Raw genomic sequence first — 12,043 nt, 5'->3', positions numbered from 1 at the left:
TTACAGGTCCAGCTCGAGCCACACCGGGGCGTGGTCGGACGGCTTTTCCATGGCGCGCAGCGGATAGTCGATGCCCGCCGCCGTGACCCGCTCGGCGAGTGGCGCCGTGACCAGGATGTAGTCGATGCGCAGGCCGCGCTTGGGGTCGCGGTCGAAGCCCTTGGAGCGGTAATCGAACCAGCTGAAGGTGTCGGCGTCGCTGGGGTGGCAGAGCCGGTAGCCGTCGACCAGCCCCCAGTCCTCGAGACGCTTCAGCCACTCGCGTTCCACCGGCTGGAAGCTGGTCTTGCCCTCGCGCAGCCAGCGCCGGCGGTTGGCCTCGCCGATGCCGATGTCGATGTCCGCCGGTGAGATGTTGAAATCGCCCATCACGGCCAGCCGCTGGTCGGGACGGTAGTCGCGCTCGAGCATCTCGGCGAGGCCGGCATAGAAGGCCCGCTTGTGGGGGAACTTGGTCGGATGATCGACGTTCTCGCCCTGCGGGAAATAGCCGTTCCACACGGTCAGCGGCTCGCCGTCGTCGCCGGTCAGGCGCGCGCCGATCAGACGCCGCTGGGCGTCCTCGCCATCCTCGGGCAGGCCGTAGAAGACGGCCTCCGGTGCCTGGCGGGTGAGCAGGGCGACGCCATAGTGGCCCTTCTGGCCGTGGTAGTGGACGTGATAGCCCATCCCCCGGACCGCCTCGAGCGGAAACTCGTCGTCGTGGACCTTGGTCTCCTGCAGGCCGATGACGTCGGGGCGGTGTGTGTCGATCAGCGCCTGCAACTGATGCAGGCGCGCCCGCACGCCGTTGATGTTGAAAGAGACCAGGCGCATCATGTGTCTCCCTTCGGCGTGTCGTCATGCCCGTGGACATCGAGCGTCCGTGCCTGCTGCTGGCGAGCCAGCTTGCGGGCGGCCTGGAGCTTGCGCTGCTGGCGTTTCTTCTGGCTGAAGCGGCGCGACGAGGTGACCTCGCCGGGGTTGTCGTGGCGCCACTGGCGATAGTCCTTGCGCCGGCCGGTGCGAATCGTCACCTTGTCGGCCAGCGAACGGGTCTTCTTCTTGCGCGTCATGGAATACGTCCTGAGTCGAGGCTGGCGACATTCTATCAGTTTCGCGCGCTGCCGAGACAGGCGTGCCCCGGGCGTATCGTGGAGCGCGGGCCCTGATCGGCCAGGGCTGTTACAATGGCGCTCGTTTTTATCCTTCAACGCAATCGGAACAGAACCGCAAGCCTATGAGTGAGTCGGAAAAGACAGCCGCACCGGCGCAGAACCGCAAGCCCAAGCGGCGGCGTCGCAAGCCGCGCAAATCGCAGTCCAGCTGGGACCTGCGGCAGTTCCAGGTGCCGCCGGTCGCCGGCAAGTGGCGTTTCCACGACTTCGATCTGCCGCTGCCGCTGATGCGGGCGATCCATGCCCTGGGGTTCGAGTACTGCACGCCGATTCAGGCCGAGGCGCTGATCCACACGCTGCTCGGCGGCGACGTGGTCGGCAAGGCCCAGACCGGTACCGGCAAGACCGCGGCCTTTCTGATCTCGATTCTCGCCTATTTCCTCGAGGAAGAGGCGCCGGACGGTCAGAAGCCGGGCACGCCGCGTGCGCTGATCATCGCGCCGACCCGCGAACTGGCGCTGCAGATCGAGAAGGACGCCAAGGCCCTGGCCCGCTTCACCTCGCTCAACGTGGCCAGTGTGGTCGGCGGCATGGACTACCAGAAGCAGCGTGATCAGCTCGCCAAGAAGCTCGACATCCTGGTCGCCACGCCCGGGCGTCTGCTCGACTTCCAGCAGAAGCGCGACGTCGACCTGAGCCAGACCGAGGTGCTGGTGCTCGACGAGGCGGATCGCATGCTGTCGATGGGCTTCATCCCCGACGTCAAGCGCATCATCCGTCATACGCCGAAGACCGAGGAGCGCCAGACCTTCCTGTTCTCGGCGACCTTCACCCAGGACATCCTCAATCTGGCCAGCCAGTGGACCAACGAGGCGGCCTACGTCGAGATCGAGGTCACCGTCGACAACGCGGCGGACATCGACCAGCGCGTCTACCTGGTCAGCGACGACGACAAGCAGCGTCTGCTGGTCAACCTGCTCAAGCAGGAGAGCTTCGAGCGGGTGATGGTGTTCGGCAACCGCCGCGACCTGGTGCGCAAGCTCGACGATCTGCTGCGCAAGGCCGGCATCGACGTGGCCATGCTCTCCGGGGACGTGCCGCAGAGCCAGCGCATCAAGACGCTGGAACGCTTCCGCGAGGGCGAGCTGACGGTGCTGGTGGCCACCGACGTGGCCGGTCGCGGCATTCACATCGACGACGTCAGCCACGTGATCAACTACACGCTGCCCGAGGACCCGGAGGATTACGTGCACCGTATCGGGCGTACCGGGCGTGCCGGCGCCAAGGGCGTGTCGATCAGTTTCGTCGGTGAGGAGGACGCCTTCTCGCTGCCCGAGATCGAGCGCTTCATCGACGACAAGCTGCCCTGCGAGCATCCGCCCGAGGGGCTGCTTTGACGGCAGCCGCAAGCCATGTGCTGTAAGCCTTGAGTCAAGGAGCTTGCAGCCTTGGCCGGTTGCGCTCGGCGGGAATGGGTTCCGCTTGTCGCCTACGGCTCAACGCTTACAGCCAGGACAGATATGCTTGACGAGGCGCTGAAGGGCGAGATTCAGGACGCTTACCGCCGGGTGCTCGAGGGGCTCGAGCTGACGCCGCGCTACGGTCAGCGGCTGATGATCGCCGAGATCGCCCGCACCCTGGCGGGGATCGAGGCCGACGACAGCGGACGGCGGTTGTCCAACGAGCACGTCTGCGTGCTCGAGGCGGGCACCGGGACCGGCAAGACGCTGGCCTATCTGCTCGCGGCCCTGCCCGTGGCCCGGGCGCGCGGCAAGCGGCTGGTGGTCGCCACCGCCACGGTGGCGCTCCAGGAACAGGTGCTGCACCAGGACCTGCCGGCGCTCAAGCGTCACAGCGGGCTCGATTTCGAATACGCCCTGGCCAAGGGGCGCGGGCGTTATCTCTGTGTGGCCAAGCTCGATCAGGCCCTCGACGGCGGCGAGGAGAACCCCACGCTGTCGCTGTTCGAGCCCACCGCCCAGGCGCGCGGCGACGAGCGCTTCCCGGCGCTCGCCAACGAGCTCGCCGAGGCCTACGGCAGTGGCCGCTGGGAGGGCGACCGCGACAGCTGGCCGGAGGCGATCGAGCCCGGGGACTGGCGGCGGCTGACCACCGATCACCGCCAGTGCACCAACCGTCGCTGTGGCCACTTCAGTGCCTGCGCCTTCTTCCGTGCCCGTCGTCGGCTCGACCAGGCCGACGTGATCGTCGCCAATCACGACCTAGTGCTCGCCGATCTGTCGCTGGGCGGTGGTGTGGTGCTGCCGCCGCCCAGGGACTGCATCTATGTCTTCGACGAGGGCCACCACCTGCCCGACAAGGCGCTCGAGCACTTCTATCACCGCTTCGGCGTCAACGCCACGCTGCGCTGGCTGCGCACGCTCAAGAAGTCGCTGACCGAGCTCAATACCGCGCTCGCCGGGCAGCCGACGCTGGCCCGCCTGCTGGCCGGATTCCCGGAGGCGATCGCCGCCCTGGAGCCGCGCCTCGGCGAGGCCTATGCACTGGGCCACCAGCTGGCCGAGTTGCCCGACGGGGCCGCCGGCGAGACCCGCCACCACCGCTTCGCCATGGGGCGGCTACCGCCGGCGCTGCGCGAATTGGCCGAGGGCTTGGTCGTGCCGTTCGCCGAGATGTCGCGCAACCTGGAGACCATGGTCGGCATCCTGCGCGAGAGCCTGGACCCGGAGAAGACCACCGGACTGGCGCGCGAACAGGCCGAGGCGTGGTTGCCGCTGGTGGCGCTGCTGCACGGGCGGGCGCTGGAAGCCCATGGGTTATGGCAGGCGATGGCCGCCGACGACGTCGAGGGCGAGCCACCGCAGGCGCGCTGGCTGACCTTCGACAGCCAGGGCGGCGAGAGCGAGCTGACCTTCTCCGCCAGCCCCGTCTCGGCGGCCGAGACCCTGGCCCGGCATCTCTGGGGCAGCTGCTATGGGGCCGTGGTCACCTCGGCGACCCTGACCGCGCTGGGGCGCTTCGAGCGCCTGCAGGAGCGGGCGGGGCTGGCCAACCGCTATCGTTACCAGCGGCTGCCGAGTCCCTTCGACTACTCCCGGGCGGTGCTCAGCGTGCCTCGCGAGGCGGTCGACCCGGCCGATCGCGAGGCCCACGAGCGGGCGATCGTCGACTTCGTCGCCGCGCTGGACGAGCGCGAGGCGGTGCTGATGCTGTTCTCGTCCCGGGCCCAGCTGCGTGCGGTGGAAAAGGCGCTGCCCGAGGCGCTGCGCACGCGGGTGCTGGCCCAGGATCGGCTGCCCAAGCGCGAGCTGCTCGATCGCCATCGCAAGCGTATCGACGCCGGGGAGGGGAGCCTGCTGTTCGGCCTGGCGAGCTTCGCCGAGGGCATCGACCTGCCCGGGCATTACCTGACCCATGTGGTGATCACCCGGCTGCCGTTCGCCGTGCCCGACGATCCGGTGGGGGCGACCCTGGCCGAGTGGATCGAGAGTCGCGGCGGTAACCCCTTCATGCGCATCTCGGTGCCGGATGCCTCGATCAAGCTGGTTCAGGCGTGCGGGCGGCTGATCCGCAAGGAGGCCGACGAGGGGCGCATCACGCTGCTCGATCGGCGGGTGCTGACGCGGCGCTACGGACGGGCCCTGCTCGACTCGTTGCCGCCGTTCCGCCGCGAGATCGACGGCCAGCCGGCCGGCTGAGCGCCGCGGTCGTCACGCATCGTGCCATGGCGAGCCGACGCCCGGGGCCGCTAGGGCCCCGGGCGTCGCGCTGCGGGGTGTCGCCGGGGATCAGACAGCGCTGCGGCGCCTGGCGAGTACCGGCGCGAGCTTGTCGGCCATCTGCGCGAGCACCCGTTCGGTGGTGTCCCAGTCGATGCAGGCATCGGTGATCGACACGCCATACTCGAGCTGGCTGCGATCCTCGGGAATCGACTGATTGCCCCAGCCGATGTTGGATTCGACCATCAGGCCGATGATCGAACGGTTGCCCTCGAGGATCTGGTTGGTGACGTTGTCCATGACCAGCGACTGCAGGGCCGGATCCTTGTTGGAGTTGGCGTGGGAGCAGTCGATCATGAGGTTGGCGCTGACGCCGGCCTTGGCGAGTTCCTGTTCGGCCAGCGCCACGCTGACGCTGTCGTAGTTGGGCTTGCCGTTGCCGCCGCGCAGCACCACGTGGCCGTAGGCGTTGCCGCGGGTACGGATCACCGCTACCTGACCGGCCTGGTCGATGCCCAGGAAATTGTGCGGGTGGGCGACCGACTTGAGGGCGTTGACCGCCACGTCGAGGCTGCCGTCGGTGCCGTTCTTGAAGCCTACCGGGCAGGACAGCCCGGAAGCCATCTCGCGGTGCGTCTGCGACTCGGTGGTGCGCGCGCCGATCGCCGACCAGCTGATGCAGTCCTGCAGGTACTGGGGCGAGATCGGGTCGAGCGCCTCGGTGGCCAGCGGCAGGCCCATCTCGGTCAGCTCGACCAGCAGGTTGCGGGCGATGTGCAGGCCTTCGGAGATGTCGAAGGAATCGTTGAGGTGGGGGTCGTTGATCAACCCCTTCCAGCCCACCGTGGTGCGCGGTTTCTCGAAGTAGACGCGCATCACGATATACAGGCTGTCGCTGACCCGGTCGGCCAGCTGGCGTAGACGGCGGGCGTAGTCGCGGGCCGCCTCGGGATCGTGGATGGAGCAGGGGCCGATGACGACCAGCAGCCGGGGATCCTCGCCGTCGAGAATGCGTTGAATGGTTCGGCGACCCTCGATGACCGTCTGTTCGGCGCGGTCGGAGAGCGGAATTTCCTGTTTCAGCGCTTCGGGGGTGATCAGCACGTCCTGAGCGAGGACGTTGAGGTTGTTGACCTGCTGTTCTGACATTCAGCTACCTGTGGATGCGTGTCGGAGTGATCCCTCTACTATCGCCCGGCGGCCCCCGGGAAATCAATCGCCGGCGTGGTTCACCGGACGGCTAAAATCGTCGCTCGTCTTGATGCAGGCGACAGAAACAGGAACACTTAGGCGCTAAACGTTCCCTTACCAGGTCCCAGGTTGACTCAATGACCCTCAATCATGCCATGCCATGCCTGCGGCATTACGCGCCCGCCGGCCGTCATCCGTTCCGTGTCGTTCGGCCGGAGAGGCGTTGAATGGGCATTCGGGAAACCGATCAGCAACTCGTCGAGCGCGCCCAGCGGGGCGACAACCGGGCCTTCGACCTGCTGGTCAAGAAATACCAGCACAAGATCATCGGCCTGATCGGGCGTTACGTCCATGACCATGCCGAGGTCCAGGACGTCGCCCAGGAGGCGTTCATCAAGGCCTACCGGGCGTTGGGCAACTTCCGTTCGGAGAGCGCCTTCTATACCTGGATGTACCGCATCGCCATCAACACCGCCAAGAACCACCTGGTCTCCAAGGGGCGTCGCCCGCCCGGCAGCGATCTGGATATCGGCGATGCCGAGGTCGTCGATCACAGCGGGCGGCTTTCCGACATCGAGACCCCCGAGGCGGCGATCGCCCGCGATCAGCTCGAGGCCGCGGTCTTCGAGGCCATCGAGCAACTGCCCGAGGATTTGCGCACCGCCATCACGCTGCGCGAGATGGACGGGCTGTCCTACGAGGACATCGCGCACATCATGCAGTGTCCGGTGGGCACGGTGCGTTCGCGCATCTTCCGTGCCCGTGAGGCGGTGGACCGGCATATCCAGCCGTTGCTCAGCGGCGCGCATCGCCAGGACATGATCCATGAATGAGGGAGCGCGAGAAAATTGCCCGACCCCGCTGAACTGTCTGGCGTTTTTGACGTCACAGGGGGTGTTCGCATCATCGGATGCGAGAAAACCGATGGAGCGCCGACGCATGGCGCACGACAGATGCCGTGCCGAAGAGGGCACGACGGCGATCGTTCCATCGTCTTGTCGACTGTGAGGGTGTGAGATGAACGACAATCTACGGGAATCGCTGTCCGCGTTGATGGACAACGAGGGAGACGAACTCGAATTGCGGCGCGTGCTGAAGTCGCTGGACGAGTCTCCCGGGGATGCCGATGTCTGGCGACGTTATCATCTGGCACGCAGCCTCATGGCGCGTGATCGCGACGTCGACGTGAGCGCCGATCTCTCGGCGGGGATCATGGCGCGCATCGAAGCGGAGCCGCGTCCCCGTGTCGCCGATGAACCGGTGGCCCGACGTGGCGGCCTGTCGTTCGCGGGGAGCGCCGCGGTGGCGGCCACGGTGTCGTTGATGGTGATCACCGGCGTGCAGGTCTACAACGGCTCGAGCCCGGTCACCTCGCCGGACATGTCGACCCGCACGACATCTTCCAGCGGCGGCGCCGGCGCTGCGGCTCCCGGGATGGCGGCCAACGAGACGCGGTCCAGGGCATCGGGCGGCGCCGAACTCGTCGATCTTCCCCAGTATCCGGCCTTTTCTCCCGGTGCCCTCTCGGCGGGCAACAACGGCTTGATGACCGTGGGCGCCGGTTTCGAGAGCCCGATGTTCATGGCCCCCGGCGCCCAGTCCACCCAGGCCGGCGATCTCGAGCAGGCGCAGTTGCTGCAGCGCTATCTGGACCGCCACGCCCAGGGCGCGGCCTATCGCTCCGGCGAAACCTGGATGCCGCTGTTGCGTGCCTCAGCCCAGGAATCCCTGGGAGGGCACTGATGCCCCGGCTGGCGCCCTCCCGTTGCCTGGCGGCGCTGACCCTGCTGTTGGCCAGCGCCACGGTGCTGGCCCAGCCCGACTCCGCCACCACCGGCTTCGATTGCCGCCAGCTCGCCGACGCGCCGTCGTCGGACACCACCCCCCGGGACTGGCTAGAGCGCAGCCTCTGGGCCAGCCACTGCTATCAGTTCCAGGCCCGTGCGGTGCGTATCAGTGGCGCCGGCGTGCGCACCCTGGCGCTGTCCCACGAGATCCGTGACGGTACCGAGCACGAGGTGGCGAGCTATCTCGACGGCCCGCCGGTGGTCTATCGGCGTCAGGGGCGCGTCGGGCGCGACGATCTCTCGGGCGCCATCGGCTCCGGTCGTACCTCGCCCGCGGCGATCATGGCGCGTCTCGACGCCCATTATCGGTTTTCCGTCGACGGCGAATCGCGCATCGCCGGGCGCAACGTCGTGCGTCTGGACGTCGCGCCGCTCGACAACCTTCGCTATGGCCATCGTCTGTGGCTGGACCGCGAGACGGGACTGCCGCTCAAGCAGGTGCTGATCGGTCTCGACGGCCGGGTCCTGGAAACCTTCCAGATGACCGAACTGGGCCAGCCGCGTCTCTACGAGCGGGCGGTCGCGTTCGAGCCGGCGGACGACCCGCCGCCGGGGCTCTGGCGGCCCGGGTGGCTGCCGGCGGGGTACCGGCCGCTGTCGTTGCCCGACGGCCATGGCGTCGAGGCCGAGCCGCTGTCGCAACGGCTCTACAGCGACGGTCTGTCCAGTTTCAGTCTGTTCATCGAGCCGCTGCGCGGCCCGGACGCTGCGTTGCGCCCCGGGCTGCACCGTCTGGGGATCTCGCATGCCGCCGTCCGTCACGTGCGGCTCGACGACCGCGTCTTCCAGATCGTGGTGGTGGGCGAAGTCCCGCCGCTCGTGCTGGCGCGGGTGGCCGATCGCGTCGATTATCGCCCCGCCGCCTCGAAAACCGCCTCACCCTGACCGGGGATTCTCTCGGCTCACGGCGTTCGTGGGCTCTCGAAGGGCGCCCGATGCTGTTTCGCGAAATGCTCTTTCAGCTGGCGCGACATCCAGACGTGCGCGTCGCTGCGGGCATACTTGCTATGGCTGTAGAGCTTGAGGGTGTAGGGCGGAATCACGAACGGCGCCGGATACAGGGCGATGGGGGTGGCGGCACGCAGTGCCTCGGCGGCACGGCGTGGAATCGTCATCAGCAACTCGCTTTCGGCAATGATGAAGGGGGCCGTCATCACCGCGGGGAGCTGCAGGGCGACATCCCGCTCGAGGCCCATGCCGGCGAGCACCCCATCCACGACACCCCGAGCTTCTCCCCAGGGCGTGACGACGGCATGCCGTTCTGCCAGATAGCGGGGAAGGTCCAGCGTGTCTCGTATCCGGGGATGATGCCTGCTGGCGATGACGAGGTAATCGTCCGTCAGCCACGCTTCGCTGTCGATACCGGCAGGCAGCGTCTCGCGATCCTCGCTGTAGCCCAGGGCAAAGTCGATGCGTCCGGACGCCAGATCCTGGATGGAGACCTTGCGATCGGAGGCGATCAGCCGTAGACGCAGGCCGGGGGCGGCCCGCTGGAGCTGTCCGATGAGGCCCGGCAGCAGTTCGAAGGCCGTGTAATCGGTGGCCGCGAACACGAACGTACGCTGACTAGTGGCGGGATCGAAGGGTTCCCATTGTCCGAGCTGGTCGGACAATAGCTTCAGGCTCGCCGCCACCGCCGGGGCCAGCAGGTCGGCTCGCTGGGTCGGGTGCATGCGGTTGCCCTGGCGGATGAACAGCTCGTCATTGAGCGCCGAGCGCAGCCGGGCGAGCGCGTGGCTGAAGGCGGACGCGCTGATGGCCAGTTCGGCGGCGGCGTTGGCCACCGTGCGATGGCGGTACAGGGCGTCGAATGTCAGCAGGAGGTTCAGGTCGAGACGGCGCAGGGAAGGATGCATGCTGTTCACTGAAAGATGATGAAAATGCACTACATGCAGTATACCCCTGCCGTCATGATGGGGCATCCATTCGACGCGGAGACTCCCATCGTGAACCTGCACGTTCGCCCGGCCACCATCGACGATGCACCATGCATACTGGCATTCATCCGCGAGTTGGCCGACTACGAGAAGGCGTTGGACGAGGTTACGGCCAGCCTCGCGGATATCGAGCACAGTCTCTTCGACGAGCAGGCAACGGCCCGGGCGTTGATCTGCGAGTGTGACGGTCGGCCCATCGGTTACGCGGTGTACTTCTTCAGCTATTCGACCTGGCAAGGCCGCAATGGTCTCTCTCTGGAAGACCTCTATGTCAGCACCGACCACCGAGGCCTCGGCGCGGGCAAGCTGCTGCTCAAGCACCTGGCTCGACAGGCCTGGAGCAACGATTGCGGACGGCTGGAATGGAGCGTGCTCGACTGGAATACGCCCGCCATCGATTTCTATCGCTCGATCGGGGCGCAGCCTCAGTCGGAATGGGTGCGCTACCGCATGGAGGGGGACGTGCTGAGGCGATTCGCGGACGCTTGATCGGACCGGGCGGAGGGCGGTGCGGCATTTCGCCGATCCCCGACCGTGCCCCCGGCGCCGCCGTGCGGCGTGCGTGACGGCAAGGGGACGAGCTGCGCCGATTTCGCGAGGCGGACTGAACTCTCCGCGGCCTCGTGCATCAAACCCCCCGAGCGCATGAATGTCACTCGTTCGTTACTTGCGCTCACCGACAGCTAAACAGCGATCCGCGATCGAGCCTGTCCGCGACGGTCTCGTCGTGGCGACGCCCGTGACGTTCGATCCCGCCTCCCGGCAGCTCGCGAGGAGAGGACATCGGTGCCGCCCCGCACGGTTTCGTCGTGGCCGGGTTCCCAGGAACACGAAGCAGGAGTTCTCAATGCAACGCATCACACGACAGCTCTCCTTGTGGCTGATGCTCGTGGTAGCCGCATTCGCCGTGCAGAGCGCGCAGGCGCGCGATCTGCCGGACTTCACCGAGCTGGTGAAACAGGCCGCCCCCGGGGTCGTCAACATCTCGACGACCCAGGAGGTGCAGCGCCGCAGCATGGGGCCGTGGGGCGGCCAGGGCCAGCAGGACGTCCCCGAGATATTCCGCCATTTCTTCGGTGATCAGATCCCCTTCGGCCCGCGCGGCGGCGGCAATGGCGGCGGCACCGAGGAGCGGCATTCGCTGGGTTCCGGCTTCATCATCAGCCAGGACGGCTACATCATGACCAATGCCCACGTGGTCGATGGCGCCGACAAGATCGTGGTCCGCCTCAACGACCGGCGCGAGCTCAAGGCCAAGCTGGTCGGTGAAGACAAGAAGACCGACGTGGCGCTGCTCAAGGTCGATGCCAAGGACCTGCCGACCCTCAACATCGGCGACTCCGACGATCTCGAGGTCGGTGAGTGGGTCGCCGCCATCGGCTCGCCGTTCGGTTTCGACCATTCGGTGACCGCAGGTATCGTCAGCGCCATCGACCGGACCCTGCCGACCGATGCCTACGTGCCGTTCATCCAGACCGACGTGGCCATCAACCCGGGCAATTCGGGCGGTCCGCTGTTCAACCTCGACGGCAAGGTCGTGGGAATCAACTCGCAGATCTTCACCCGCAGCGGTGGCTTCATGGGGCTGTCGTTCGCCATCCCCATCAACGTGGCGATGGACATCGCTGATCAGCTCAAGGCGACCGGGCACGTCAGCCGTGGCTGGCTGGGCGTGGTCATCCAGCCGGTGTCCCGCGACCTGGCCGAGTCCTTCGGCTTGAAAAATCAGCGCGGCGCACTGATCGCCGATGTCGCCGACGATTCCCCGGCGGCCAAGGCGGGGCTCAAGGCGGGTGACGTGATCCTCGCCGTCGACGGCGAGGAGGTCGATCAGTCGAGCAAGCTGCCGCGCCTGATCGGCAAGGTGTCGCCCGGCGAGACCGTCAAGCTGGACGTACTGCGCAACGGCAAGCAGATGACCCAGAAGGTCACCGTGGGCGACTGGCCCGAAGAGGCGCTGCAGCAGGCGTCCGACGACGGCGCCCAGGACCCGCAGACCCGCCTGGGCGTGGCGGTGCGCGACCTGAGCGACGACGAACTCGGCCGCCTCGGTCTCGATCACGGCGTGCGCATCGTGCAGGTGGACCCCACCGGCGCCGCGGCCGAAGCCGGTATCCAGAGCGGCGACATCATCGTCTCGCTCGATCAGAAGCCGGTCGAGTCGGCGACGCAGCTCGCCAAGGCGATCGAGGACGTGACACAGGACCGTGCGGTACCGGTACGCCTGTATCGCGATGGCCATTCGCTGTTCGTGGCGCTGCGCCTCGGCAAGGCGGAATGACCCGACACCA

The 12,043-nt window shown here is 67.2% G+C and carries 11 protein-coding genes; 7 read left to right on the top strand and 4 right to left on the bottom strand.

Annotation, left to right across the window (positions count from 1 at the left end):
- Window positions 1-816, bottom strand: coding sequence for an exodeoxyribonuclease III (gene xthA / locus KGR00_RS09610; RefSeq protein WP_224416985.1), 816 nt, complete (start codon window positions 814-816; stop codon window positions 1-3).
- Window positions 816-1,055 (bottom strand): hypothetical protein, encoded by a 240-nt coding sequence (locus KGR00_RS09605; RefSeq protein WP_129140382.1) that lies wholly within the window; start codon window positions 1,053-1,055, stop codon window positions 816-818. The genes xthA and KGR00_RS09605 overlap by 1 nt, the downstream gene beginning before the upstream one ends.
- Window positions 1,056-1,219: 164 nt before the next feature.
- On the opposite strand from KGR00_RS09605, the gene rhlB reads away from it, so the two are divergent.
- Both rhlB and dinG read left to right on the top strand, forming a co-directional pair.
- Window positions 1,220-2,494, top strand: coding sequence for an ATP-dependent RNA helicase RhlB (rhlB, locus tag KGR00_RS09600; RefSeq protein WP_129140381.1), 1,275 nt, complete (start codon window positions 1,220-1,222; stop codon window positions 2,492-2,494).
- A gap of 123 nt (window positions 2,495-2,617) precedes the next feature.
- Entirely contained in the window at window positions 2,618-4,756 is a 2,139-nt protein-coding gene (gene dinG, locus KGR00_RS09595; RefSeq protein ID WP_224416986.1) for an ATP-dependent DNA helicase DinG, read from the top strand.
- A 90-nt stretch (window positions 4,757-4,846) separates the two neighbouring features.
- Here dinG and KGR00_RS09590 read toward each other — a convergent pair whose 3' ends face one another.
- Window positions 4,847-5,926: a 3-deoxy-7-phosphoheptulonate synthase gene (locus KGR00_RS09590; protein WP_129140379.1), complete on the bottom strand. Its 1,080-nt coding sequence runs from the start codon at window positions 5,924-5,926 to the stop codon at window positions 4,847-4,849.
- Between the two features lie 269 nt (window positions 5,927-6,195).
- Here KGR00_RS09590 and rpoE point away from each other — a divergent pair, with 269 nt between their 5' ends.
- The 3 genes from rpoE (at window position 6,196) to KGR00_RS09575 (ending at window position 8,700) form a co-directional block, all read left to right on the top strand.
- Entirely contained in the window at window positions 6,196-6,801 is a 606-nt protein-coding gene (gene rpoE, locus KGR00_RS09585) for an RNA polymerase sigma factor RpoE (RefSeq protein ID WP_129140378.1), read from the top strand.
- A 184-nt stretch (window positions 6,802-6,985) separates the two neighbouring features.
- Window positions 6,986-7,711 carry a sigma-E factor negative regulatory protein gene (locus KGR00_RS09580; RefSeq protein ID WP_224416987.1) on the top strand — a complete coding sequence of 242 codons (726 nt, stop codon included), beginning with the start codon at window positions 6,986-6,988 and terminating at the stop codon, window positions 7,709-7,711.
- On the top strand, window positions 7,711-8,700 hold the full coding sequence (locus KGR00_RS09575) for a MucB/RseB C-terminal domain-containing protein (RefSeq protein WP_224416988.1): 990 nt from the start codon (window positions 7,711-7,713) through the stop codon (window positions 8,698-8,700). Before KGR00_RS09580 ends, KGR00_RS09575 begins: the two co-directional genes overlap by 1 nt.
- 17 nt (window positions 8,701-8,717) lie before the next feature.
- Here KGR00_RS09575 and KGR00_RS09570 read toward each other — a convergent pair whose 3' ends face one another.
- Entirely contained in the window at window positions 8,718-9,671 is a 954-nt protein-coding gene (locus KGR00_RS09570; RefSeq protein ID WP_224416989.1) for a LysR family transcriptional regulator, read from the bottom strand.
- Window positions 9,672-9,695: 24 nt separating this feature from the next.
- Between KGR00_RS09570 and KGR00_RS09565 the strand changes: the two genes are divergently transcribed.
- The gene (locus KGR00_RS09565; protein WP_343232787.1) at window positions 9,696-10,241 is read left to right on the top strand and encodes a GNAT family N-acetyltransferase; all 546 of its coding nucleotides are present in this window, start codon (window positions 9,696-9,698) and stop codon (window positions 10,239-10,241) included.
- A 358-nt stretch (window positions 10,242-10,599) separates the two neighbouring features.
- Window positions 10,600-12,033 (top strand): DegQ family serine endoprotease, encoded by a 1,434-nt coding sequence (locus tag KGR00_RS09560; protein ID WP_224416990.1) that lies wholly within the window; start codon window positions 10,600-10,602, stop codon window positions 12,031-12,033.
- The last annotated feature ends 10 nt before the right edge of the window (window positions 12,034-12,043 follow it).

It is taken from the genome of Modicisalibacter sp. MOD 31.J (genome assembly GCF_020147985.1).
Classification (GTDB): domain Bacteria; phylum Pseudomonadota; class Gammaproteobacteria; order Pseudomonadales; family Halomonadaceae; genus Modicisalibacter; species Modicisalibacter coralii.
This window is presented reverse-complemented; position numbering and strand designations above follow the sequence as displayed.

What these genes read in the sequence shown, in the direction of transcription:
- xthA (WP_224416985.1), bottom strand. Translation starts at nt 816, where the DNA reads ATGCGCCTGGTCTCTTTCAACATCAACGGCGTGCGGGCGCGCCTGCAT.
- KGR00_RS09605 (WP_129140382.1), bottom strand. Translation starts at nt 1,055, where the DNA reads ATGACGCGCAAGAAGAAGACCCGTTCGCTGGCCGACAAGGTGACGATT.
- rhlB (WP_129140381.1), top strand. Translation starts at nt 1,220, where the DNA reads ATGAGTGAGTCGGAAAAGACAGCCGCACCGGCGCAGAACCGCAAGCCC.
- dinG (WP_224416986.1), top strand. Translation starts at nt 2,618, where the DNA reads ATGCTTGACGAGGCGCTGAAGGGCGAGATTCAGGACGCTTACCGCCGG.
- KGR00_RS09590 (WP_129140379.1), bottom strand. Translation starts at nt 5,926, where the DNA reads ATGTCAGAACAGCAGGTCAACAACCTCAACGTCCTCGCTCAGGACGTG.
- rpoE (WP_129140378.1), top strand. Translation starts at nt 6,196, where the DNA reads ATGGGCATTCGGGAAACCGATCAGCAACTCGTCGAGCGCGCCCAGCGG.
- KGR00_RS09580 (WP_224416987.1), top strand. Translation starts at nt 6,986, where the DNA reads ATGAACGACAATCTACGGGAATCGCTGTCCGCGTTGATGGACAACGAG.
- KGR00_RS09575 (WP_224416988.1), top strand. Translation starts at nt 7,711, where the DNA reads ATGCCCCGGCTGGCGCCCTCCCGTTGCCTGGCGGCGCTGACCCTGCTG.
- KGR00_RS09570 (WP_224416989.1), bottom strand. Translation starts at nt 9,671, where the DNA reads ATGCATCCTTCCCTGCGCCGTCTCGACCTGAACCTCCTGCTGACATTC.
- KGR00_RS09565 (WP_343232787.1), top strand. Translation starts at nt 9,696, where the DNA reads ATGCACTACATGCAGTATACCCCTGCCGTCATGATGGGGCATCCATTC.
- KGR00_RS09560 (WP_224416990.1), top strand. Translation starts at nt 10,600, where the DNA reads ATGCAACGCATCACACGACAGCTCTCCTTGTGGCTGATGCTCGTGGTA.